Source organism: Parasphingomonas caseinilytica (assembly GCF_036663755.1).
Lineage (GTDB): Bacteria > Pseudomonadota > Alphaproteobacteria > Sphingomonadales > Sphingomonadaceae > Sphingomonas.
This window is the reverse complement of the sequence record NZ_JAXOJL010000005.1, coordinates 256977-278507: the sequence shown is the minus strand read 5'-3', so window position 1 is coordinate 278507 and position 21531 is coordinate 256977. Positions and strand designations below refer to the sequence as shown.

General features: G+C 60.2%; 26 protein-coding genes and 1 tRNA gene. 21 read left to right on the top strand and 6 right to left on the bottom strand.

What is annotated here, in order from left to right; all coding sequences use genetic code 11:
- Window positions 1–156: 156 nt before the first annotated feature.
- From U1738_RS13000 to U1738_RS12980, 5 genes are all read left to right on the top strand, one after another.
- Window positions 157–1644, top strand: a complete 1488-nt coding sequence (locus U1738_RS13000; RefSeq protein WP_332789464.1) for a flavin-containing monooxygenase — start codon at window positions 157–159, stop codon at window positions 1642–1644.
- Window positions 1645–1669: 25 nt separating this feature from the next.
- A complete protein-coding gene (argE, locus tag U1738_RS12995) occupies window positions 1670–2830 on the top strand; it encodes an acetylornithine deacetylase (protein ID WP_332789463.1) in 1161 nt (386 codons plus the stop codon).
- 656 nt (window positions 2831–3486) lie between these two features.
- Window positions 3487–4704, top strand: a complete 1218-nt coding sequence (locus tag U1738_RS12990; protein ID WP_332789462.1) for an EAL domain-containing protein — start codon at window positions 3487–3489, stop codon at window positions 4702–4704.
- A 58-nt stretch (window positions 4705–4762) separates the two neighbouring features.
- Window positions 4763–7237: an ATP-binding protein gene (locus tag U1738_RS12985; protein ID WP_332789461.1), complete on the top strand. Its 2475-nt coding sequence runs from the start codon at window positions 4763–4765 to the stop codon at window positions 7235–7237.
- Window positions 7238–7290: 53 nt separating this feature from the next.
- Entirely contained in the window at window positions 7291–7680 is a 390-nt protein-coding gene (locus U1738_RS12980; RefSeq protein ID WP_332789460.1) for a response regulator, read from the top strand.
- 155 nt (window positions 7681–7835) lie between these two features.
- On the opposite strand, the gene U1738_RS12975 is transcribed toward U1738_RS12980, so the two are convergent.
- Window positions 7836–8672, bottom strand: a complete 837-nt coding sequence (locus U1738_RS12975; RefSeq protein WP_332789459.1) for a methyltransferase domain-containing protein — start codon at window positions 8670–8672, stop codon at window positions 7836–7838.
- Window positions 8673–8714: 42 nt separating this feature from the next.
- Here U1738_RS12975 and U1738_RS12970 point away from each other — a divergent pair, with 42 nt between their 5' ends.
- The 7 genes from U1738_RS12970 (at window position 8715) to U1738_RS12940 (ending at window position 13330) form a co-directional block, all read left to right on the top strand.
- On the top strand, window positions 8715–9443 hold the full coding sequence (locus U1738_RS12970; RefSeq protein ID WP_332789458.1) for a ComF family protein: 729 nt from the start codon (window positions 8715–8717) through the stop codon (window positions 9441–9443).
- A 31-nt stretch (window positions 9444–9474) separates the two neighbouring features.
- Window positions 9475–9732, top strand: a complete 258-nt coding sequence (grxC, locus tag U1738_RS12965) for a glutaredoxin 3 (protein WP_332789457.1) — start codon at window positions 9475–9477, stop codon at window positions 9730–9732.
- Complete coding sequence (locus tag U1738_RS12960) at window positions 9729–10565, top strand: carbon-nitrogen hydrolase family protein (RefSeq protein ID WP_332789456.1); 837 nt, start codon at window positions 9729–9731, stop codon at window positions 10563–10565. Before grxC ends, U1738_RS12960 begins: the two co-directional genes overlap by 4 nt.
- Window positions 10562–11026, top strand: coding sequence for a DUF1178 family protein (locus U1738_RS12955; RefSeq protein ID WP_332789455.1), 465 nt, complete (start codon window positions 10562–10564; stop codon window positions 11024–11026). The genes U1738_RS12960 and U1738_RS12955 overlap by 4 nt, the downstream gene beginning before the upstream one ends.
- A gap of 3 nt (window positions 11027–11029) precedes the next feature.
- Window positions 11030–11716, top strand: a complete 687-nt coding sequence (locus tag U1738_RS12950; protein ID WP_332789454.1) for a rhomboid family intramembrane serine protease — start codon at window positions 11030–11032, stop codon at window positions 11714–11716.
- A gap of 35 nt (window positions 11717–11751) precedes the next feature.
- Window positions 11752–11828: transfer RNA gene (locus tag U1738_RS12945), tRNA-Arg, on the top strand.
- Between the two features lie 188 nt (window positions 11829–12016).
- Window positions 12017–13330 carry a tyrosine-type recombinase/integrase gene (locus U1738_RS12940; protein ID WP_332789453.1) on the top strand — a complete coding sequence of 438 codons (1314 nt, stop codon included), beginning with the start codon at window positions 12017–12019 and terminating at the stop codon, window positions 13328–13330.
- Here the strand turns inward: U1738_RS12940 and U1738_RS20310 are convergent.
- Together U1738_RS20310 and U1738_RS12935 are read right to left on the bottom strand one after the other, a co-directional pair.
- Window positions 13308–13490 (bottom strand): helix-turn-helix transcriptional regulator, encoded by a 183-nt coding sequence (locus tag U1738_RS20310; RefSeq protein ID WP_443027015.1) that lies wholly within the window; start codon window positions 13488–13490, stop codon window positions 13308–13310. The genes U1738_RS12940 and U1738_RS20310 overlap by 23 nt on opposite strands.
- Before the next feature lie 11 nt (window positions 13491–13501).
- Complete coding sequence (locus U1738_RS12935) at window positions 13502–13705, bottom strand: hypothetical protein (protein WP_332789452.1); 204 nt, start codon at window positions 13703–13705, stop codon at window positions 13502–13504.
- A gap of 433 nt (window positions 13706–14138) precedes the next feature.
- Here U1738_RS12935 and U1738_RS12930 point away from each other — a divergent pair, with 433 nt between their 5' ends.
- Complete coding sequence (locus tag U1738_RS12930; protein WP_332789451.1) at window positions 14139–14987, top strand: hypothetical protein; 849 nt, start codon at window positions 14139–14141, stop codon at window positions 14985–14987.
- A 14-nt stretch (window positions 14988–15001) separates the two neighbouring features.
- Here the strand turns inward: U1738_RS12930 and U1738_RS12925 are convergent, their stop codons facing one another.
- On the bottom strand, window positions 15002–15274 hold the full coding sequence (locus U1738_RS12925; protein ID WP_332789450.1) for a hypothetical protein: 273 nt from the start codon (window positions 15272–15274) through the stop codon (window positions 15002–15004).
- Between U1738_RS12925 and U1738_RS12920 the strand changes: the two genes are divergently transcribed.
- The 6 genes from U1738_RS12920 (at window position 15251) to U1738_RS12895 (ending at window position 18124) form a co-directional block, all read left to right on the top strand.
- Window positions 15251–15577 (top strand): DUF6771 family protein, encoded by a 327-nt coding sequence (locus U1738_RS12920; protein WP_332789449.1) that lies wholly within the window; start codon window positions 15251–15253, stop codon window positions 15575–15577. The two genes, U1738_RS12925 and U1738_RS12920, sit on opposite strands and share 24 nt — an antisense overlap.
- Window positions 15577–15912: a hypothetical protein gene (locus U1738_RS12915; RefSeq protein ID WP_332789448.1), complete on the top strand. Its 336-nt coding sequence runs from the start codon at window positions 15577–15579 to the stop codon at window positions 15910–15912. Before U1738_RS12920 ends, U1738_RS12915 begins: the two co-directional genes overlap by 1 nt.
- A 296-nt stretch (window positions 15913–16208) precedes the next feature.
- Window positions 16209–16385, top strand: coding sequence for a hypothetical protein (locus U1738_RS12910; protein ID WP_332789447.1), 177 nt, complete (start codon window positions 16209–16211; stop codon window positions 16383–16385).
- Between the two features lie 5 nt (window positions 16386–16390).
- Entirely contained in the window at window positions 16391–17548 is a 1158-nt protein-coding gene (locus U1738_RS12905) for a DUF5131 family protein (protein ID WP_332789446.1), read from the top strand.
- 169 nt (window positions 17549–17717) lie between these two features.
- Complete coding sequence (locus U1738_RS12900; protein WP_332789445.1) at window positions 17718–17879, top strand: helix-turn-helix transcriptional regulator; 162 nt, start codon at window positions 17718–17720, stop codon at window positions 17877–17879.
- A complete protein-coding gene (locus U1738_RS12895) occupies window positions 17876–18124 on the top strand; it encodes a hypothetical protein (RefSeq protein WP_332789444.1) in 249 nt (82 codons plus the stop codon). The genes U1738_RS12900 and U1738_RS12895 overlap by 4 nt, the downstream gene beginning before the upstream one ends.
- Before the next feature lie 172 nt (window positions 18125–18296).
- On the opposite strand, the gene U1738_RS12890 is transcribed toward U1738_RS12895, so the two are convergent.
- Together U1738_RS12890 and U1738_RS12885 are read right to left on the bottom strand one after the other, a co-directional pair.
- Window positions 18297–19757: a KAP family P-loop NTPase fold protein gene (locus U1738_RS12890; RefSeq protein WP_332789443.1), complete on the bottom strand. Its 1461-nt coding sequence runs from the start codon at window positions 19755–19757 to the stop codon at window positions 18297–18299.
- 67 nt (window positions 19758–19824) lie between these two features.
- On the bottom strand, window positions 19825–20058 hold the full coding sequence (locus U1738_RS12885) for a hypothetical protein (RefSeq protein ID WP_332789442.1): 234 nt from the start codon (window positions 20056–20058) through the stop codon (window positions 19825–19827).
- A gap of 92 nt (window positions 20059–20150) precedes the next feature.
- On the opposite strand from U1738_RS12885, the gene U1738_RS12880 reads away from it, so the two are divergent.
- Together U1738_RS12880 and U1738_RS12875 are read left to right on the top strand one after the other, a co-directional pair.
- Window positions 20151–20675, top strand: coding sequence for a hypothetical protein (locus U1738_RS12880; RefSeq protein ID WP_332789441.1), 525 nt, complete (start codon window positions 20151–20153; stop codon window positions 20673–20675).
- A gap of 119 nt (window positions 20676–20794) precedes the next feature.
- Window positions 20795–21370, top strand: a complete 576-nt coding sequence (locus U1738_RS12875) for a hypothetical protein (RefSeq protein WP_332789440.1) — start codon at window positions 20795–20797, stop codon at window positions 21368–21370.
- The last annotated feature ends 161 nt before the right edge of the window (window positions 21371–21531 follow it).

Below are 21531 nucleotides of genomic sequence, written 5' to 3'. Positions count from 1 at the left end.
TTGGGCAGCACCGGTAATTAGGCGTCTCGCATGCCGCCCGTTGGATCCCGGATCAAGTCCGGGATGACGGATGAGATGGCGGCTTCGGTCGATACGCTCAACCAAGTCCTTTTCTGCAACCGATAAATGGAATATCGGGTATGCAGGAGAGAGCATATGGCGCTTGAGCATTTCGATGTGGTCGTGGTCGGGGCCGGCATATCGGGGATCGGTGCGGGGTATCACCTGCAGACGCTGTCGCCGGATCGATCCTATGTGATTCTCGAAGGGCGTCCACAGCTTGGCGGCACGTGGGATCTGTTCCGCTATCCCGGCATCCGGTCTGATTCGGACATGTATACTTTGGGCTATTCGTTCAAGCCGTGGACTCAGGCCAAGGCGATCGCCGATGGCCCTTCGATCCTGCGGTATCTGCAGGAGACGGCGCGCGAGCATGGGATCGACCGGCATATCCGGTATCGCAGCCATGTGAAGACGGCGTCCTGGTCGACCGCGGACGCGCGCTGGACGGTGAATGTCGAGGGGCCGGACGGGCCGGTGCACTATACCTGCAATTTCCTCTTCATGTGCTCGGGCTATTACAATTACGCCAAGGGCCACACGCCGGACTTTCCGGGCGCCGCGGATTTCGCCGGGCGGATCGTCCATCCGCAGCATTGGCCAAGCGACATGGATTATAGCGGCAAGAATGTCGTGGTGATCGGTAGCGGGGCGACGGCGGTGACGTTGGTGCCGGAGATGGCGAAGACCGCCGCGCACGTCACGATGCTGCAGCGCTCGCCCACCTATGTCGTGTCGCGACCGAGCGAGGACGGGATCGCCAACTGGCTGCGCGCCAGGCTGCCGGCAAAGCTCGCTTATGGCATCACGCGGTGGAAGAACGTGCTGTGGGGCATGTTCTTCTTCCGCCTGGCGCGGCGGCGGCCGGAGAAGGTGAAGGAACGGATCATCGGCATGGTGCGGGAGCATCTCGGGCCGGATTACGACATCGCCACGCATTTCACGCCGCGCTACAATCCCTGGGACCAGCGCCTGTGCCTCGTGCCGGATGCCGATCTGTTCGATGCGCTCAAGGCCGGCTCGGCTGAGGTCGTGACCGACCGGATCGCGCGCTTCACGCCCGGCGGGATCGCGCTGGAAAGCGGCAAGGAGATTGCGGCCGACGTGGTCGTCACGGCGACCGGGCTGGAGCTGCAATTGCTGAGCGACGTGGCGTTCGATGTGGACGGCGCGCCGGTCGATCTGGCTAAGACGTACAATTACAAGGGCATGATGTATTCGGGCGTGCCCAATCTGGCGTCGTCGTTCGGCTACACCAATGCCTCCTGGACGCTGAAGGCGGATTTGACCTGCGCCTATGTCTGCCGGTTGCTCAACACGATGACGAAGCGTGGATTGCGCCAGGCGACGCCGCGGATCGCGGGCGAGGATTTGCAGCCCGAGCCGTTCCTCGATTTCTCGTCCGGTTACGTCACGCGGGCGATGGAGAAATTCCCCAAGCAGGGCGACCGCAAGCCGTGGAAATTGTACCAGAATTACGCCAAGGATCTGGTGACTTTGAAATACGGATCGGTCGATACGGAAATGGAATTTTCGAACCCCGTGCCGAAGCGCGTCGCATCGCGCGAGACGGTCGACGCTTGAGAGATAGGGGTTTAGGGTCGCCGGCATGACGCCGGATGACCTAACCACCAGCGCGCTCGGCCATCTCGAGCGGCTGATCGCGTTCGATACGACCTCACGGGATTCGAACCTTCGGCTGATCGAGTATGTCGAGGGCGTGCTGGCGCCGCTCGGCGTGGGCGCGACGCGGGTGTTCAATGAGGATCGGTCGAAGGCCAATCTTTATGCGACACTTGGGCCGAACCTTGCGGGTGGCGTGGTGCTGTCCGGGCATACCGATGTCGTGCCGGTCGATGGCCAGCCCTGGACGAGCGATCCGTTCACCCTGACGCGCCGGGGCGAGCGGCTGTTCGGGCGCGGTACGTGCGACATGAAGGCGTTCTTGGCGCTGGCACTGGCGGGTGCGCCGGAATTCGTGAAGGGCGCGCGGCCGGTGCATCTGGCCTTTTCGTATGACGAAGAGGTCGGGTGCCTGGGCGCCCCGAGCATGATCCGTGAACTCGTCCGCGATCTGCCGCCGCCCGCCGCCGTGGTGGTGGGCGAACCGACCAATATGGAGGTGGTGAGCGGTCATAAAGGCATCTCGACCTGGCGCGTGACGGTGCGCGGGCATGAGGCGCATTCGAGCCTGACGCATCTCGGCGTGTCGGCGAACATGGTCGCGGTGCGGCTGATGGCGCGGCTGGCCGATCTGGCGGATGCGCTGGAACTGAAGACCGATGCGCATTCGGCGTTTTGCCCGCGGCATGCGACGCTGACGATAGGGCAGGTGAACGGCGGCACGGCGGTGAACATTTTGGCGCGGGAATGCACCTTCATCTTCGACCTGCGCGTGCTGCCGGGGATGGACCCGGATGCGATCGTCGCGCCGTTCATTGCGGTGTGCGAGGCGGAGGGTGCGCGGATCGGGGCGTTGTTCGAGGGCGCGGGCGTGGAGGTGGTGCGACGATCGCAGACGCCGAGCTTTGCGCCGGAGCCGGGCGGTGCGGCGGAACTGCTGGTGCGGCGGTTGACCGGGGATAACGGCCCGGCGCGCGTCGTGTCCTATGCCTCGGAGGCGGGGCAGTTTCAGGGCGGCGGGTTTTCGGTGGTGATCTGCGGGCCGGGCTCGATCGAGCAGGCGCATCAGGCGGACGAATATCTGGAGGTCGCGCAACTGGAGCGCGGCGCGACGTTCATGGCGCGGCTGATCGAGGCTCAGCTTTAGGGTCCGATGCTGTCCACGACCGGATCGATCGACCCCGTATGCCGGCATACGGCGCGCCAAGCCGGGGCATCCGTAAAAGTTTTATGAGAAAAATAGTCACTTCGGACGCTTCTCTCGAAGCCGTCCCGAATCGGGACCACAAGGCCAACCCCGACGCTACGGAAAGCGTCGGTCGGCAATGGTACGACAAATTGTAACTGAAGAAATTATCGATCCGACGCCGCGTCAAACGCTTCTAATATAGAAGGATTTTGTCGTGCGCCGGATCGACTGCCTGGTTTACCAGGGGCGAATTTGATCGCCGTAGATGAGCGAAAGCAGAAACTTCAGCATGGTTTTCTCCCTTGTTACACCCAGTCGAGTGCCGACAATTCTTAATGCATTTTTAACCTTGAAGCAATCGGATGCAGGCCGGTTCGCTGTCCCGTTCAGGGTCGGTTTAAGGGTTCCTTCAGGGGTGGCGGGGTAGCGACGTCGCGATGGCCCGCGTTTCAAGAACAGTTGGTCCGGATAACGGACCCCCGCGGACTACGCGGCTGATCGGCTCGAACGCGCTCGGCGACGTGGGTGCGCAGGCCGATATGACGCCGGTCGTGCTCTCGTCGAAGCATGAGCATCTGCCCTGGCCGGTTATACGGGCGTGGCAGTTTCTATGCATGGCCGACATCCTGAATTTCGCCGCGCTGCGTCGTCACCTGGGGTGTTCGCGGGCCGACCAGTTGGTGGTCGATGTCAGCGGACGCATCGCCGAGGTTTTGCCGAGCGCGCGGGTCACGATAGTCGGCCGATCGTTGCTGGAACTGACTTTCGAGGGCGATACGATCGACGATCTCGATGCGGCACTGGTGTTGCTCAACGACGAGTTTGGTGCGCCGTTCGATCTGGAGGGCGAGGCGCATCAGTTGAAGATGCTGTTCGCCGCCGCCGCCGCACCGGTCGGCAATACCGAGGATGTCCGGCTGGCCGAGGAGGCCGAGGCGGCGATGGAGCAGGCGCGGGTCGATCAGCGCACCGTGGTGCGCGACCTCTCGGCCGGAACGCCGGCCTTCGACCGGCTGACGCTGTCGCGCGAACTCGGCCCCGCGCTCGCCAATCGTGAGATGTTCCTGCAATACCAGCCCAAGGTGCATGTGCGCCGGCAGGAGATTTCCAGCGCCGAAGCGCTGGTGCGCTGGCAGCATCCGACGCGCGGGCTGGTGCTGCCGGGCGATTTCATCACATTGGCCGAAGAAATCGGCGAGATCGGACCGCTGACCCTGTGGACGCTCGATCAGGTGATCGCGGACCAGAAGGTGCTGGCGGGCGAAGGTTACGACCTGACGATCTTCATCAATATTTCCGGGCAATTGCTCGCCGATCGCGAATTCGTCCAGACCGCCTGCGCGATGGTGACGAACGGCGGTGCCAAGATCGGTTTCGAGATTACCGAAACGGCGGTGATCCGCGATCCGGAAATCGCGATCCACCACCTTCAGCAATTCGCCGATGTCGGCATCGTGATCGCGATCGACGATTATGGCGCTGGGCTTTCGTCACTCGCCTATCTCAAGCAATTGCCGGCGCGCGAACTGAAGATCGACAAGATGTTCGTGCTGCAATTGACCAGCAGCAACCGCGATCCGCTGATCGTACGATCGACGATCGATCTGGCCCACGCGCTGGAGATGGAAGTCACCGCCGAGGGTGTCGAGACCCAGGCGGCGATGGCGTTGCTGACCGTGATGGGTTGCGACATGGTGCAGGGCTATCTGATCAGCCGCCCGATCTCGTTCGATGCGTTTTGCCAATATCTGCGCGACGACAAGTTGAAAGCGTCGGACCAACATGGCGGATCTTTGTTCAGCCGCCCGGCGAGCTTCTGGAAGAGCGCCTGATCCCGCGTCCTGCTGCGCATTAGTGCGGATTTAAGACTTCTAAACCATATCCGATGCGATGACGGGATTTCGCCCAAGCGCATTGCTGCACCATGCGGTGCTGATCCTGGCCCTGGCCGCCGCGATCGTACCGCCGCGTGCGGACGCGCAGGTGCCGCAAACCACCGCACAGGCTGGAACGCAGTTCGACGTCATGATCGCCGATGCCAAGGCGCAGATGATGAGCGATCCGGTGCGGACCATCGCCAAAGCCAAGCAGGCCGAGGCTTTCGCGCAGACGTTTCCTCGTGGCCAGAAGACGGTGGCCATAGCAACAGCACAATGGCTGCAAGGCGAGGCGTATCTCCGCCTCGATCGAGTCGCCGAGGCCGGTCCGATGATCGATCGCGCTTTGGCTGCCGTCTCGCACAATGGGCGGGCGACGAAGCTGAACGGAGACATCCTGCTGTCGCGTGGCGGCTATCATACCGCGAAGGCGGACGTGGCTGCGGCTCTGTCGGACTATCAGGGCGCGCACGATATCTTCCGCGATGCCGGTGAAACGCGCAGCCGCGCGATCGCGCTGCTTAGCATCGCAGGTCTCTACCAGGACTCGATGGATTACGAAAAGGCGCTGAAATATTATCAGCAGGCGTTGGAGGTCTATCGCGGCGATCCGCAGCTCAGCCTGTCGATCTATAATAATCGCGGCATCGCGTTCAAGGAACTGGGACGATACGATCAGGCAAATGTCGCCTTCGGCGAAGCGCTCAAGCTTGCCCAGAAAAAACAGAGTCCAGCGCTCGAACTCCCGATCCTGCGCAATCTGGCGCGCAGCGAACTGGCCGCTGGACGCCTCGATCTCGCCGACAAGACGATCGCGAAGGGCTTTGCCGAGGCGCGAGATATCCGCAACGGGCCGCTGTCCACGCAGATGTGGGACATTGCGGCGAAGGCCGAATTGCTGCGCGGCCATCCGGCAAGGGCACTGCCGATGATCGAGCGCAGCTTTGCCGGCGTCGATCTGCAAAACACCACGATCAGTTACCGGGAACCCCACGAAACAGCATTTCAGATCTATCGCGCGCTGCATAACGGCACCGAGGCGCTGGTGCATCTCGAAGCGCTCAAGCGCCTCGACGACCGTACCTGGAAGCTCGCCGCTTCCGCCAACACCTCCCTGGCCTCGGCCCGGTTCGATTTCGCCAATCAGGAATTGCGTATCGCCAAGCTGAAGGCGGACGAACTCCAGCGCAACATCGATTTCGAGCGCGCGCAGGCGAAGACGCGGCAGAACATCGCGCTGGGCCTGTCGGCGATCGCGGTGATGATCGTCGGTTTGCTGACGTTCGGCATCGTCACCCTGCGCCGCAGCCGCAATCAGGTGCGCGCCGCCAATATCGATCTGGCGGCGACGAACAGCGCGCTGGGCAAGGCGCTGGCGGCGAAGACCGAGTTCCTCGCCACCACCAGCCACGAGATCCGCACGCCGCTGAACGGTATCCTCGGCATGACGCAGGTAATGCTGGCCGATCGCGCGCTGACCGATCAGATCCGCGACCGGATCGGCGTGGTGCACAGCGCCGGCGTGACGATGCGGGCGCTGGTCGACGACATTCTGGACGTCGCCAAGATGGAGACGGGCAATCTGACGATCGAGCATGTGCCGCTCGACCTGAAAGCGACGCTGAACGACGTCGCGCGGCTGTGGCAGGAACAGGCGGCGGGCAAGGGCATCGGCTTCCTGCTCGATCTCGACCAGAGCCCGGCCTGGATCGCGGGCGATGCGGCGCGGCTGCGGCAGATCGTGTTCAACCTGCTGTCCAACGCGCTGAAATTCACCGAGGCCGGTGCGGTCACCTTGCGCGCGGCGGCCGTCGGCGAGCGGTTGCGGATCACCGTGATCGACAGCGGGATCGGTATTCCGGCCGACAAATACGAACTGATCTTCGAATCCTTCCGTCAGGTCGATGCCGGCACGACGCGGCGATTCGGCGGCACGGGTCTGGGTCTCGCGATCTGCCGCAATCTCGCGCGGGCGATGGATGGCGATGTGCGGGTGGAAAGCGAGATCGGCGTGGGATCGTCGTTCATCATCGATCTGCCGCTGACGCTGGCGACGGCGCCGGAAGAGGTGGCCGAGGTGTCGCCCGAGAAAGCGCTGCTGATCGTCGATCGCAGCCCGATCACGCGCAGCATGCTGCGCGCCATGGTCGAAACGCGCGCGGGAACGGTGATTTTCGCCGCTTCGGCCGAGGAAGCGGTGGAGAAATTACACAGCGGTCAGGTGGCTCAAGTCCTAATAGACGACGCGACGATCAGGGCCGCGCCGGACCGCGACGCCGCGCTGTCGGCGATCGCCACGGCGGCCATCGCGGTGAATGCGGCGACCAGTTTGCTCTGGGCGGCGCCGGACGATTCGGATCATGGCGCACTGTGTGCTACGGGTATAGGACAGGTGATCGCCAAGCCCATTGCCGGCGCGGCGTTGATCGAAAAATTGTACGTTTCTGACGGGGTTATCACCCAGCCGCTTGTTTCGCGCGCGGCATGAAGCGATAGGGTGCAGAAGATGTCGCACAATATGCCGATCCAGGCCGCACGCCCATGAACGTCCTCTTCATCGAGGATGATCCGATGAATCGCCGAGTAGTCGGCGATATGCTCGACGTGGCCGGTGCCACGATGACCGGTGCGGAAAGCGCCGAAGTCGGACTGCAACTGATCGAGCAGAACGATTATGCGATCGTGCTGATCGACCTGCGCATGCCGGGCATGGATGGCATCACCGCGATCCGCCACATCCGTGCGCGGAGCGACGCCAAGGCCGGATTGCCGATCATCGTCGTCACCGCCGACACCGCGGTCGACCTGCGCGAACGGTGCATTTCACAGGGCGCGGACGAGGTGCTGTTCAAGCCGGTGGCGATGGATGCGTTGTTCGACGCGATGGGGCGCATGCTGGCCAAGGCGGCCGGCGACGGGATGATCGGTTAGGCGCTCACGGCCCCTTCATCATTATCGCTTCCCCGGGGTAGGCCGGGGCCCAGTCGCGAAGGTCTATATTACTTTGCGCAGCGCTCGCTAATTTATGTTCCGCGACTGGGCCCCGGCCTTCGCCGGGGAAGCGGTTGAAGTAGAAATGCGGCCGTTCAATCCCGCCGCTTCAGCGCATCGGTGAGCGAGGCGGTGGCGCTGCCACGGCGCGCGGGTTGGGGTTGTGTGGGCGCGGGTGCCCAGCCGGTGAGGAACACGATATCGAAGCGCTCGGTCGTGCGGCCGTCCGGATCGGCGCGGTCGGCGAAAGCCTGGGCGGCGCGGGCCAGCGTCGTGCGGGCGAGGGGTGGCGTGCCGGGGAGCAGGTTGGTCGCCGCCATGCCGCGCAGGTCGCGGAACAGGTTCCAGATATCGCCGTAGCGCACGTTCAGCGTGTCCACGTCCGCCACCGGCAGCGCGAAGCCGGCGCGCATCAGCAGGTCGCCGGCGGCGCGGACATCGACTTGCGGGTGGATGCGCGCGGCAGGGTTGTCGTGTTCGGCATCGCGCAGGGTGGAGCGTAGGGTCGATAGCGTGTTGCCTCCGGTGAAGGCGGCAAGGAACAGGCCGTCGGGACGCAAGGCGCGGCGAGCGAGCGTTAGTGCGCCGGGCAGGTCGCTGACGGTGTCGAGCGTGCCGGCGGAGACGATCAGGTCGAAGCTGCCGTCGGGGAAGGTCGGGCGATCCTCGTCGGCTTGCACGCCGCCGCTGGCCCTGGCGAAGAGCGCGCCGGGATCGGTGCGAGTGATCCTGGCACCCGGCGGGGCGGCGAACGCGCCGTCGAAGCAGCCGAGGTCCAGCACATCATCGAACCCGCGCGTCACGCTCGAGAGCCGCTCGGCGATGCCGTCGAGCATCGCGTCGCGCAGGAACGAGAAATCGGCATAGCCCGGCGCGGCGCGGTCGCGGCGGAGGCGGCGCAGGGTGCGATCGAAGATTTCCGGGGCGGTCACGGGCGGGCTTGTGCCTCGCGCGGGGCGCGGCGACAAGGTGCCGTGTCGCCGCTGCTGAAACCGTTGCATTATATCGCCGGGCTGGCGCTGCCGCCGCGCTGCCCGGGATGCGGCGCGGTGATGGGCGAGGATCATCGGTTCTGCGCGGACTGTTTCGGGCAATTGCGCTTTCTTGGGCCGCCCTGGTGCGCGGGGTGCCATGTGCCGTTCGACTATGACCGGGGGGAGGGGGCGCTGTGCGGCGAGTGCCTGGCCGATCCGCCACGCCATGCCGGGGTGCGGGCGGCGGTGGCGTATGGCGATGTCGCGCGCACGGTGGCGTTGCGGCTGAAATATGGCGGGAAGACCGGCTTTGCCGAAACGGTGGCGCGAGCGATGCTGCGGTTGATGCCGGAGGACGCGGGATTGCTCGTGCCGGTGCCGCTGCATCGCTGGCGCATCTGGTCGCGCGGGTTCAATCAGGCGGCGTTGATCGCGGAACGGCTGTCGGCGGCGAGTGGGGTGCCGTCTGACCTGAACCTATTGCGACGGGTGAAGGCGACGCCGCCGCTGCGCGGGCTGGGCGCGAAGGGCCGGGCGCGGGCGGTGGCTGGCGCGTTCCGTATCGATGGCGCGGAGCGGGTGCGCGGCAAGGCGGTGGTGCTGATCGACGACGTGCACACCAGCGGGGCGACGAGCGACGGCTGTACGCGCGTGCTGCTGCGCGCCGGGGCGGTCAGCGTGACGATCCTGTGCTGGGCGCGGGTGCTGGATGAGACGCGCACCGATTGACAACGGCCCTTCGCGACCACATTTCTGTCTTATGGCCAAAGTCGAAATCTATACCAAAGCCTTCTGCCCGTATTGCGCGCGGGCGATGAAGCTGTTGTCGGGCAAGAACGTGGAGGTCGAGGAATTCGACATAACGATGGGCGGGCCGAAGCGCGCCGAGATGCTCGATCGCGCGAATGGCGGGACCACGGTGCCGCAGGTCTTCATCGACGGACAGCATGTCGGCGGATCGGACGATCTCGCCGCGCTGGAGCGCGAGGGCAAGCTGGACGCGCTGCTGGGCGTATGAAGGCCGCCGTGCTGCAGATGACGAGCGGGATCGATCCCGCCGCCAATGCACGCGTGCTGACCGATGCGATCACGGAAGCCGCCGGTGGTGGCGCTGCGATGCTGTTCACGCCTGAAATGTCCGGCCTGCTCGATCGCGATCGCGCGCGCGGCGGGCCGAAGATCGTGGCCGAAGAGGCGGATGCGGTGCTGGCGGCAGTGCAGACAGCCGCGGCCGAGCATAAGCTTTGGGTCCATTTCGGATCGCTGGCGGTGCGGCGGCCGGATGGGAAGTTCGCCAATCGCGGGTTCGTGATCGACGATCGTGGTGCGATCCGGGCGCGGTATGACAAGATCCACCTGTTCGATGTCGATCTGCCGACCGGCGAAAGCTGGCGCGAGTCCGCCGCTTATGTCGGTGGCGAGACGGCGAGCGTGGTCGAGACGCCGATTGGGGCGCTGGGGCTGTCTGTCTGTTACGATCTGCGCTTTGCCGATCTGTATCGCGCGCTGAGCAATGCCGGGGCGAGCGTGCTGGCGGTGCCGGCAGCGTTCACCCGGCCGACCGGCGTGGCGCATTGGCACATTCTGCTGCGCGCGCGGGCGATCGAGGCCGGGGCGTGGGTGATCGCGGCGGCGCAGACCGGGGTGCATGAGGATGGCCGCGCGACCTTCGGGCATTCGCTGGTGATCGATCCGTGGGGGCAGGTGATGCTCGACATGGGCGAGGATGCGGGCGTGGGGTTCGCCGAGATCGATCCGGCGCGCGTCGCCGATGTACGGTCGCGCATTCCGGTGATCGCGCATCGCCGCGCGATCCCGGACGTGACGTTTGTGGGCAAGATGGGCGCATGATCGTCTTCGATCTCAAATGCGCGCACGATCATGTGTTCGAGGCGTGGTTCGGATCGAGCACGGCGTTCGAGGATCAGCGCGCGCGGGGGCTGGTCGCCTGTCCGCTGTGCGGTGACAGCGCGGTGGCGAAGGCGGTGATGGCGCCGAACGTCGCGGCCAAGGGCAATAGCAAGCCGGCCGTCCCCGCTACTCAGCGCACGATGCCGGATGCGCCGATCTCGCCAGAGGTGATGAAGGCGGCGCTGCAATCGCTGGCGGCGGCACAATCGAAGGCGCTGGAGAAATCCGAATGGGTCGGCCGCGCCTTTGCCGATCGTGCGCGGGCGATGCATTCCGGCGAGGAGGACCACGCCCCGATCCACGGCCAGTCGACGATCGCCGAGGCCAAGGCGCTGGTCGAGGACGGCGTGTCGATCGCGCCTTTGCTGGTGCCGATCGTGCCACCCGAAGCGCTTAACTGACCGATGGCCGATAGCTATCGGCCCGGCGCCGAGGATTTTGAAGAGCGGCCGGGCATCGATATCTCCTGGGATGTGCCGTGGCATGCGCGGGTGCCGGGTGCGGTGCTGGTCGCGATCATGACGTTGCTGTGGCTCGCGCATATCCGGACGGGCGGCATGGGCGCATGGGGCGTCTCCGGCGCTGCGCTGGCCGAGGGGCGGTGGTGGACGGTGCCGCTGCACATGTTCGCGCATGGCGGCGCGGCGCATATCGCGATGAATGGCGTGGCGCTGTTCGTGCTGGGCGGGCCATTGGTCGCGCGGATGGGCGATCCGCCGCTTGGCTGGCTACGCTTTCTGGCGGTGTTCCTGGCGAGTGGGCTGGCGGGGATGGCGCTGTTTCTCGCGATTCACCCACACGGCGTGGTGCCGATGCTCGGCGCGTCGGGCGCGATCTACGGGTTGCTCGGGCTGCTGATCCGGTTGCCGGTGGAGGGCGAGGCGCTGATGCCGATCCGATCCGCCCGGACCAAGGCGATCCTGTTCGATCTGATCAAGGCGAATGCCTGGCTGTTCGTACTGCTGGCGATCCCCGCGCTGCTGCTCGGCCAATCGGGCGGGCTGGCGTGGGAGGCACATCTCGGCGGGTTCCTGTTCGGGCTGTTCGCCGGCCCGTGGTTCCTGCCCGGCGTTCGTTCACGCACCAATTGACCGGCTTTCGCGCACCCCTTACCAGCGGCGACAGTGTCCCCGTAGCTCAGCCGGATAGAGCGACGGTTTCCTAAACCGTAGGCCGCGTGTTCGAATCTCGCCGGGGACACCACTTTTTCCAGCAAAAACCCAAGTAAATCAGCCACTTTATCGGAAGGGGTGGTTCGCGGCTGTTCGCAATTGTTCGTTCCTGTTCGCTCGATTGATTACCGATTTGATTACCGATTTGATGCCCGACACTTGACGATGGACAATTGGACAGGTAGGAAACCGCAGTCGGTAATCAGGGGGACGCATGGCATGGCGAAGGAAGTTATCAAGGCGCGGGCGACGACCACGCAGATAGACGCGATCAAAGCGAGCGCCGGGGTTCGCCTCGTTAGCTGCGAACTTGTCGCGAACCTTTATCTCCAAGTAACCCCACAGGGGGCGAAGAAATGGCTTTGGGTTGGTCGGCTTCAAGGCGGCACAACCCGGAAGTGGGGCATTGGGAAATGGCCAGCGTGGAGCCTTGCCGATGCTCGTGCGGAGGGTGAACGGTGCAACGCGCTCCGGGATCGCGGCCTTGATCCCAAGATCGTAGCGGAAGAGGCGGCGAAGGCCGCAGCGGATGAGGCCAAGGCGGCGGCAACGAACAGCGTTCGTGCCGTCTTCGATCAATGGATTGAGCATAAACGCATCGAGGGGAAGGCGAACAAGACACTCCCCGAATACAAGAGGATCATGGCACGCTATTGGGATGCCGATAAGTGGGACATTCCGGTTCGCGACATCACGCGTGCCGATGTCAAAGCGATGATCCGGGCGGTTCAGTCAAAGGGCGCGATGGCGCAGTCCAATCGGTTCTTACGGGTCGTGTTCCCGTTTCTTGAATGGGCGGTCAACGAAGACATCATCGCCGACAATCCCGCTGTCAAAATTGGCATGGCTGGCGAAAAGCGGGTGGGCGAACATCGGGCGCTATCGATCAGCGAAATGGCGCTGCTCTACCGTGCCGTCGAAGATTGGGACGCGGATCGCCGGGACGCGATCCGGCTGTTGATCTTGTGCGGCACCCGCAAGATGGAGGCGTTCGGCGCGAGCCTGTCAGACTACGATCCTGAATCTGGCATCTGGACCCTACCGCTGGCCACCCATACCGACGACCGAGGCCACACCTACCCGGTGTCTCACACGAAGACGGATCGCCTTCACCACATGCTCTTGCCGCCACTGGCACGAAAAATCTTCGAAAGCCGGGAAGGAAAGGAGTTCGCGTTTCATAGCGCGCCTCACAAGTTCATGTTCAATGACATCGGGGCGAAGGCGCACGAAGCGATGGAGCGCGTTGGCGACAAGCCCGTTGAACCATGGGGGCTACACAAGATCAAGAAGGGCGTCCGGACGGCGCTCGGCTCGAACGAGATGGACGAACTCGGTGAGGTGTTCAGCGAGAACATCGGCGAAATCGTCACGCAACACAGCCTCGGCGGGCTGAACCGGACCTACAACAAATCGACCTATGCCCGTCAGGTAGGCCGTGCGCTGGCGGCTTGGGAGCGGCTCTTGAAGGCCGAAATCGCCAAACAAGATGGCACCAATGTCGTGTCGATCAGCGTGCCGGTCGCCGGGTAGAAACGCGCTGATGAGACGATATCCAGCGTTCGATTTCGACCTCCCGGAACCGAACGCTGGCATCGATCATGACCGGCTCCGGGAAATCCCCGGCCCGCCGCAGCTTCCATAGGCGTGTGCGCCCCACGGACAGGCGATCCATCGTCTGGCGGATCGTCATAAGCTTCGCCATCACGACCACCGCAGCGCCGCAAGGAAGCGGTCTTCCGGGCACAGGAAGCCCATTACGACGACCAGTTCGTTCTCCGAACGGACCTCCAAATCGTAGGGGCTACGCGGCATCATCGCCTCGTCCCACCACTGTTGAAACTGCCGATAGGCGGCAATGCTGGTGAAGGTGACGATCTTTGTTCCTGCAATTGGTGTCAGTGTCATGGTGTGTCCCCGCTGTGTGGACCCAACCAGATAGAGACCGATTTTTGCTTGATCCAATTGTTCTTCGAGGTAATCGAAGTTTCTGAACCTTATTTCACAGCGTCGGCAAATGTCTCCAACTTTTATGTTGTCAAGGTAATGATGTCACACTTCCGGAAGAAATAGCATTCGAACTTTTGCTCACCTAATACTTGCCTTGACGCATTACGGACGGCTTCTTAGCTCTCGGGTATCGACGCTGGCCAGCTACGATAGGGTTTGACAGCCCGCACCGAAGATCACGATCACATCAACATCTTAGGCACCACCAACTCCGGCAAGGCGTGGAAACGCCGAACCGATCCGACGACGCGGCAACGCTGAACTGGAAGACACAACCGAGAGACGCGGAGTGGAAACTTCGCCGAGATGAAACGAGAGGGTCCGGACCTACATGAAGACGAAGACGATCCAAGAATGGCGAGCAATACCGACCACCAACCCCATCGTCGCGGTGATGCAGACGATCCGAGAGGATGCGGAGGATGTTATGCTGCGGAAACGAGACGCGATGATCTGCTTCGGCGGGTCCGGTCTCGGTAAAAACCACATCGTGGACGAAGTTATCGCGCGCATGTCGCCGGGTAACAAGCGCGTAGCCGTGGACGCACCGTCCAACTACAAGTCGGTCCTGAAATCTTTCCACGATGCTACGCACAGTCGGAAGAAACCGTTGCCCGTCGTGTTCGATGAAGCACGCTTGGTGTTCGGCACCGAGGCGAACATGAACACGCTGAAGGCCGCGACCGGAGACAACTCGCCAAAGTGGGTGGCGGACTACGAGTGGTATGACACCGAAGTGGACGAAGAAACCGGTGCGGAAAAGAAGGTGAAGAGACATGGCGTGTCGGTCGATGCGCCGATCTTCATCATGACCAACGCGAACCTTCACGATCTACCGGACAAGCACCGGGCGCATGCCGAGGCGCTGTTTAGCTCACGGGCGCAACCTATCTGCATCCCCGATGATCGTCTGGCCGCGTGGGAGTATGCGGGCTGGCTGGCGCTCGACGCCGGTATCCTCAACCGATATCAGACACAGCCAATCTCGTTGAAGACTCGTGTCGCGGCGTTGGATTGGTTCACAGCGCATGTCTGGCAACTCGGACAGGTCTCCGTTCGGGTGTTGAAGAACATCTTGCGCGAGATGGTGGCTGGCACGGTCTCCGGAATCGTTGGCGATCAAGCTAAAAGCATTTTTGATGCCGGAGCCGATGGCGGGAAAACCGTTGCCCCGGCATGACTGGTCCGATCTGATCATCGGCTATCAGGCGCAGCACCAATCGCCACAATCATCTCCGCCAGCATCCCGACCATCCCGCGTAGCTCTGCCAGTTCGGTGTTGAGCGCGGCCACATCCTGCATGGCGGTGATCGACCGGGCGTCTGCGGTGTGGCTCCGGCGCTCGGCAGCATGCGCCACACGGCCAGCCGTTGCGCTGTCCATCGTCTCCAAGGCCTCTTGGCCGTCGATGTATTGGAGCAATCGTTCGGCACGATCATCGGCATGATCGGCGATCAGTTCGCGCACGATCTGGCGCGCTCGATGGTGGCTCATTCTCATGAGGTATTTATCGGCACGGGACGATGTTCTTGTTTTACCCCTGTTCCGTTCTACAATCTCGCCATGCTCGATTCGCTCATCACGCCCGCCATCGTGCCGGATTTATCCGCCGCGATCCTGTCCGCTTCCGCGATCACGCGCCTTGGTCTGGCATGCCCGGATGAGCGAGCGCGGCAGCGCGCGGCGGATGCGCTTGCCCGAACTATCGTGGAGCGCATGACCGCGACCACGACCGTCGTGGATGAGAACCAACTTGCGTTGCCCATCTGATGGCCCGATCCCGCCACAAAGGCGCGCAGCCGGTCGTCCGTTCATGGATGCCTTGGGGTCAGAAACATCCTGTCTTCGAGGCGATCAAGACCGGCGATAAATGGTTCTACGCGTGGATCGCGCAGGCGGGAACGCCTTGGGCGAAGTTGAGCAAAAAGAGCGGTGTCTCCATGGGACGCATCCAAGCAATCGACTTGGGAGATGTAATCGTCCGAAGCGAATTGCTGGCGTTCGCAGCCGTTTGGGAGGTCGATCCAGCGCAAGTGATAGCTTCTCTGCCCGACCCTGCGCTGTTGATCGAACATGCAACGGTCAAGCGTCCTGATGTGGGGTGAGGGCGGCGCTCAAAGAACCGCCCTCGGTGACAATTCCGGCTGTCCGGATATTTATCGTCGGCGATACCACCAAGCAGGCCGTGGTATTTATGGTGCGGAATTTCCTCCAATAGCAACAGTTGTCAAGTTTACATTCGAACCTTTGATCTGAAGTTTTAAGTGGCAGCTTTACAACATAAGGTTAAAGAACTTTCCTTGACAAGAAAGTAGTTGGTTGCACAGGGATTGCGTAGTCTCTCCATCAGACTAAATAAGACTGGTGAGGCAATGATGCTTCACCAATTGGAGATACCAGCATGACTACCAAATTTATCGATATGCGCGCCCTCGGAGACTTCATTGCAGAAGTTCATGACACCGACACCGACATCGGAGTCAGCCGTGAAATTCTTTTCGACGCGGTTGAAAACGCAATCAAGTCGGTCGGACTTGCCGATGCATTCGCTGCTTTCTACGCCGCTACGGTAGAGTAATAGCTATGGCGGGGAAAACAGAAATTAGTTGGACGGAGTCCACATGGAATCCGTTCTTTGGTTGCACAAAGGTCGGACCCGGCTGTGATAATTGCTACGCAATTCTCGAAGCGCATCGGAAGACTTTCAATTTGAAGCTCCCCGCTTATTTCGGTTCGGGGGTCACGCAAGTGGCTCCCGAAGGCGTGGATTGGACCGGCGTTATCGGACGCAATTCGGCCAAAGTGTGGAGCCTCCCGGAAAACACGAAAAAACCAACGGTCTGGTTCGTGAACTCGATGTCCGATCTCTTCCATGAAGCCATCTCGGACGCCGAAATTGTAAGCGTGTTCGAAATCATGAACCGGTGTCCGCAGCATACTTTCCAAGTTCTGACAAAGCGCGCGAACCGGATGCTAAAAATGTCACGGGCCGGATTGCTGAAATGGACACCGAACATTTGGGCTGGCGTCTCAATCGAAGATGATAAGTTCGTCACCCGCGCAAAACTTCTGCGCGAGGTGCCAGCGCAAGTGCGGTTTATAAGCGCTGAACCGCTGCTGGGTCCACTTCCCTCGCTCGATTTGACCGATATCGATTGGCTGATCGTCGGCGGGGAATCCGGTCCCGGAGCGCGCCCGATGGACCCGGCTTGGGCACGCGATCTCCGGGACCGGGCCATCCAGCACCAACTCGACGGTTCCAAGCTGGTCTTTCATTTCAAGCAATGGGGAGCTTTCGGTCAAGATGGCATCAAGCGATCCAAAGCGGCGAACGGCCACCATCTTGACGGAGCCGAGTGGCACGATTCGCCCAGCCTGAAAGTATCCGCCGTCCACGGGGCCGGATCGATTGAGGAGTTTCGTTCCTATCTCACTGCCGAAAGGTCGGAGGACGACTATGCCACGATCAAGGTGGGGAATGATCCTGCCCGTATTTACCTTCGAGACACTATCCTTACGACGCTACGCCAAGTCTCCTCCATGGAAGCACAACAACTGTGCATTCATGATCTGCGGTTGGTCGGGCTTGATCCGAGGCAAAAGCAAAATGTGAATATCCACGCGTGGGCGTTGAGCGATCTGGTTCGGAAGAAAGCCATTCGATCATTCCCCTCCGATACCGGGGTGGTCAACCGTCGTGGAAACGCTGTCCTCGAAAAGCATTACGAGGTGGTGTCATGACGCGGGAGTTCAATAAGGTCACGCGCTATAACGGTTGGGCGCGATGGATGGCGTCCAACTGCCCGAATAGCAGACATCAGGTTGGCATTGATGTTGATCGTGCCTTGATCCTCGCAACCATTTTCTTCGCAGGCGAGGATGATGCGATGTTGCATAAGGTGAGGTGGTCATGACCGGCTATCTCACCATCGTGCAAGTCGTGGAGCGGTTGCCGGTTAGCCGCTCCACATTCTTCCTAACCGTTCGGCGTGATCCGGCTTTCCCAAAGCCGCGCTTTGTCGGGAAGAAGCCCTATTGGCGCGAAGAAGATATCAAGGATTGGCTGGCGTGAACGATTTCACCAAAACGCTCCTACATCCCGAGCATGTAGGCATCATCGCCTCGCATGGTGATCGAACGCTGCTGCCGATCTACTCCTTGATCGATTGGTTGCGGGCGAAGGGTTATAACGATGATTTCAAAGTTTCTGGATCAGTTGACTTTCCAGTGGCATACTTTCCCGATGAGATCGCCCTGTTATACACAATGACCTTCGCCCCTTACTCGGCAAAGCATCTCATAAAATTGGCTTACTGATATCGGCACTACCCATCACAGCGCCGCCAGCGCCTTCGACGCCAGCGCGATCCGAACGCACTGGTAGAGATTGATCAGCGCGTTCGTCTGTGCCGCAACATCGTTGTAGCGACGACAAGTTGCTACCATTCTTGAGAGTGTTAGCGACCCTCCAAGAGCCGCCTCTAAAATGCTACTTGTCACCTTGCCGATCAATAACACGACCCGCGTTTTTTACGCGACTTGGGTATTCGAGCAAAACCGAATTGGGCTCGGCATTTAATTGATAATTCCCGTTGTATAATGTCATCATTTCGTAATTGAAATACTGGCCATAAGATGTTGAACTTGATTCAGAAAGTTTGACCAGAGAGTTATTGGCAATAGACTGCGCCATAGTATGCAATTGTTTGATAGCTGATTTATTAGAAAGCCTCTGCCCTCTGGATATATCAGAACTATACATTTTAATTTGCCAGTTTTCGCCATATGAGTCAGGACTTTTTGTTCCACAGAGGGCCATAAATAATCCCTCATCAGATGCGTAAAATGCGCCTGCCAGTCCTAATAGATAATTTACTTCGATCATACATTTGTGTTCAAAAGAAGTAACAAATGTCGAGACTATATCCATGATCTGAACAATGTCCCTGTGGGATAATCTTGACTCGGTTGCCCATTTGGTGATCGAATAAATTGGTGATACGCCGCTCAGAGAATAAAATACTTTCTCGGTATCAATCCCGGCATCAACAAAAAGTGCGCTTACAAAGTTCGTTTTATTCGCCTCTGGAAAAACAAAAACGCGATCAAAAAAACGCCTCAAGTATTTCTTGGATTCAAAATCATTGCCATATATCGCTTTTACTGAATGAGACAATTGAGCACTATCAGTAGCTACGATGAAAACAATTCCGTCGATCTCAAATAGATGCTTCAAGTTCTCAAGAAGTTTTATGGCATAGGGCGGGCGACACCTATCAAGCTCATCAACGAAGACAAACATGGGTGCTTTCATCCCCTGATCAAAAACATATGAAAGAGCTTCGGCGGTCTTGGCCTTGAATTGGTCGATTGAGGCATTAGCGGATTGGTGCTCGATAATTCGATCATCGACCAACTCTTCCAACGCCTTATCCCACACCTTCTCCGCCCCCTTATCAAAGGCGTCCTCGTCTAATTTGGTCCCTGCCGTGAGAGCGCCGGATTCCCGAAGGCGGTCGATTGTCTTTTCCACCGCGATACCAGTGAATGTTTTGAGTGTGTGAAAGCCGACCTGCTTAACAGTCTCCAACGCCACGATCCCGAGCTTTTGCTTTGCGCTTTGAAATGCCGTTGCACCTTGGCTTTGCTCTGGGAGAATCGGCTTCAAGGTCTCTTCAATTGCCGCCATAATGGTGATTAGCGGATCGTCGGAATGGTCATCACGCCACGCATTTACCGACGCCACGAGGTGTCCTCGCTGCTGGAGATCGGCTCGAAGACATTCCAAGAAAAAGGTTTTACCTTCACCCCACGAGGCGTCGATATTTAAAATGTAGGAGCCGGTTCCTTGAGCCTTCCGGCTACCGTAGCGGTCTATCAGGACGGCGATCAGATGCTCACCGTCGGCTTTACGGTTCAGCTTGTCATTTGCCCATGGATCGTTTGTCATTCTGGGGTTCTGCCGCATACACCGTTGGGGTCAAGGCGCTGGCCGAAAGGCTGGCGGCTTTTTGCTGTCAGACGATTTCGTCGGCCCATTTCATCCAGAACAAGACGGCCTCATCGGCATCATGGATGTAGATGCGGACATGCTCCGTGATGGTGCCCGATAGCGGACAGCGGCGGGTGACCGGGGCAAATGCCCAACCGCTATTGAGATGACGGGCGCACCATCGTGCGACTGGGGTGCGAGCGCCTGAAACGGTGAAGGCGATTGCAGGGTCGGGGTTGGCTACGGCGAGGTGCATCATAGCAAAGACGACGCGGAAGCGGCGGAGCCGCCTCGCATTTGATAGCCGTCAGAGCCTTCCTTCCCTATCGTGGCGGGGACAGGGGAAGTGGCATGCAATGGAAGGGGTTTGTCGGTGGCTTTGTGGTCGCCGCCGTATTGGCGGGATTTTCAGGCAATCGGATGATTAAAGCGGCTGAGGATCAGCCAGCGTTTTGGCCGATGAAGGCCTTCTACGACGACCGCGATACCCGCCCGGACTCCGGCTTCGTGAAGGTTTCGGGGTCGCTCACCGGCGAGGATATGAAGGGGAACACCTACCTAAACATCGAGTGTCGCCGCCCGACGATGACCTGTCGGATCAACGAACTGACGCAACTTCATCCGCCTCGATCCATCTTCCTTTGGAATGACGAGTTTCCGATTAAATCTTGGGCGGACGATCTCATCGTCGCGGAAAGCCAGCCTGCTGCCGGGGCTTGCAATCGCGTTCGGTTGGTCATCGTCCGGGCCAGCGAAACGGCCCAATATATCCGCATCCCGCAGCCCGATGCGGACGCTGCTGGATGCAAGATGTTCGACAAGAAAGTCTTCAATTGGACGATTGGTAGCCAGTTCCCGAACAAGCAAACGGACTGATCGATCCGACCGTCGTCGGCGTGAACCTCACCGTAGTCCGATGGCGGCGGGTCAGGCTGGCCAACTCGTAAATCGCGAGCTAATCTCTGGTGGAGAAAAGAGCGGTTGGGGGTTAATTCATGAAAATACTTCGCTGGATTATCAGCATATTGGCGCTTATTGTGGCGCTACTGCCGCTGTTGTTCGCGGTGGCCCTTATGGAGCCGGGGACGATTCCTTCGGCACTTGGGATGCTGCTTGCCGGTTTGTCCGGTCTTGCCTTTGCCTTCATAGTCAATCCGCTGTCAGCGAAATTGGCAGTCTTTCAATCGACAAAAGCTATCTGGCTTGGAGCTATTGCGGCATTCGTTGTCGGTGTGATCGGTTTGGTCATCGGAATGGAAGCGACCGATGGTTTAGGAAAATCGGATTACACTATTAGTCTTATAAGATATGGAAAAGAACACGGAAATATCGAGATTGAGAGAAATGATTACGATTATTACGAGAATTGCTTAGGTAACGGCGGCAATACGCAGGCATTTCGTAGTGCTGCTCTGCAAGATAAAACGAAAGAATCGGAAAATAGTATTATTCCGTATATCGGCTGGTATATGGAGAGAAACATAAAGGCTTATGATGACGCTTATATGCGCCGTGAACTCACGGTGAGCTTCATCTTAAATGAATGCGCAAAACAGAAGCCAAAGAACTGACTGCGGATGACCCCAACGATGGGACTGAAACCATCGTTGGGATCGCTTTGTAGCGCCTCCGGCAGAGAACAAGCAGGGGGCGTGATTATTTATGCTGGTGGTCATCTGCGGGCGGCGGAGTGCCCCAACCCCCGGCAACGGTGCCGATGATCCAGAGTCCG

Bases quoted from the DNA above. Each gene is read 5' to 3' on its own strand.
- U1738_RS13000 (WP_332789464.1), top strand. From the start codon at position 157: ATGGCGCTTGAGCATTTCGATGTGGTCGTGGTCGGGGCCGGCATATCG.
- argE (WP_332789463.1), top strand. From the start codon at position 1,670: ATGACGCCGGATGACCTAACCACCAGCGCGCTCGGCCATCTCGAGCGG.
- U1738_RS12990 (WP_332789462.1), top strand. From the start codon at position 3,487: ATGGCCGACATCCTGAATTTCGCCGCGCTGCGTCGTCACCTGGGGTGT.
- U1738_RS12985 (WP_332789461.1), top strand. From the start codon at position 4,763: ATGACGGGATTTCGCCCAAGCGCATTGCTGCACCATGCGGTGCTGATC.
- U1738_RS12980 (WP_332789460.1), top strand. From the start codon at position 7,291: ATGAACGTCCTCTTCATCGAGGATGATCCGATGAATCGCCGAGTAGTC.
- grxC (WP_332789457.1), top strand. From the start codon at position 9,475: ATGGCCAAAGTCGAAATCTATACCAAAGCCTTCTGCCCGTATTGCGCG.
- U1738_RS12960 (WP_332789456.1), top strand. From the start codon at position 9,729: ATGAAGGCCGCCGTGCTGCAGATGACGAGCGGGATCGATCCCGCCGCC.
- U1738_RS12955 (WP_332789455.1), top strand. From the start codon at position 10,562: ATGATCGTCTTCGATCTCAAATGCGCGCACGATCATGTGTTCGAGGCG.
- U1738_RS12950 (WP_332789454.1), top strand. From the start codon at position 11,030: ATGGCCGATAGCTATCGGCCCGGCGCCGAGGATTTTGAAGAGCGGCCG.
- U1738_RS12940 (WP_332789453.1), top strand. From the start codon at position 12,017: ATGGCGAAGGAAGTTATCAAGGCGCGGGCGACGACCACGCAGATAGAC.
- U1738_RS20310 (WP_443027015.1), bottom strand. From the start codon at position 13,490: ATGACGATCCGCCAGACGATGGATCGCCTGTCCGTGGGGCGCACACGC.
- U1738_RS12935 (WP_332789452.1), bottom strand. From the start codon at position 13,705: ATGACACTGACACCAATTGCAGGAACAAAGATCGTCACCTTCACCAGC.
- U1738_RS12930 (WP_332789451.1), top strand. From the start codon at position 14,139: ATGAAGACGAAGACGATCCAAGAATGGCGAGCAATACCGACCACCAAC.
- U1738_RS12920 (WP_332789449.1), top strand. From the start codon at position 15,251: ATGATCGGCGATCAGTTCGCGCACGATCTGGCGCGCTCGATGGTGGCT.
- U1738_RS12915 (WP_332789448.1), top strand. From the start codon at position 15,577: ATGGCCCGATCCCGCCACAAAGGCGCGCAGCCGGTCGTCCGTTCATGG.
- U1738_RS12910 (WP_332789447.1), top strand. From the start codon at position 16,209: ATGACTACCAAATTTATCGATATGCGCGCCCTCGGAGACTTCATTGCA.
- U1738_RS12905 (WP_332789446.1), top strand. From the start codon at position 16,391: ATGGCGGGGAAAACAGAAATTAGTTGGACGGAGTCCACATGGAATCCG.
- U1738_RS12900 (WP_332789445.1), top strand. From the start codon at position 17,718: ATGACCGGCTATCTCACCATCGTGCAAGTCGTGGAGCGGTTGCCGGTT.
- U1738_RS12890 (WP_332789443.1), bottom strand. From the start codon at position 19,757: ATGACAAACGATCCATGGGCAAATGACAAGCTGAACCGTAAAGCCGAC.
- U1738_RS12885 (WP_332789442.1), bottom strand. From the start codon at position 20,058: ATGATGCACCTCGCCGTAGCCAACCCCGACCCTGCAATCGCCTTCACC.
- U1738_RS12880 (WP_332789441.1), top strand. From the start codon at position 20,151: ATGCAATGGAAGGGGTTTGTCGGTGGCTTTGTGGTCGCCGCCGTATTG.
- U1738_RS12875 (WP_332789440.1), top strand. From the start codon at position 20,795: ATGAAAATACTTCGCTGGATTATCAGCATATTGGCGCTTATTGTGGCG.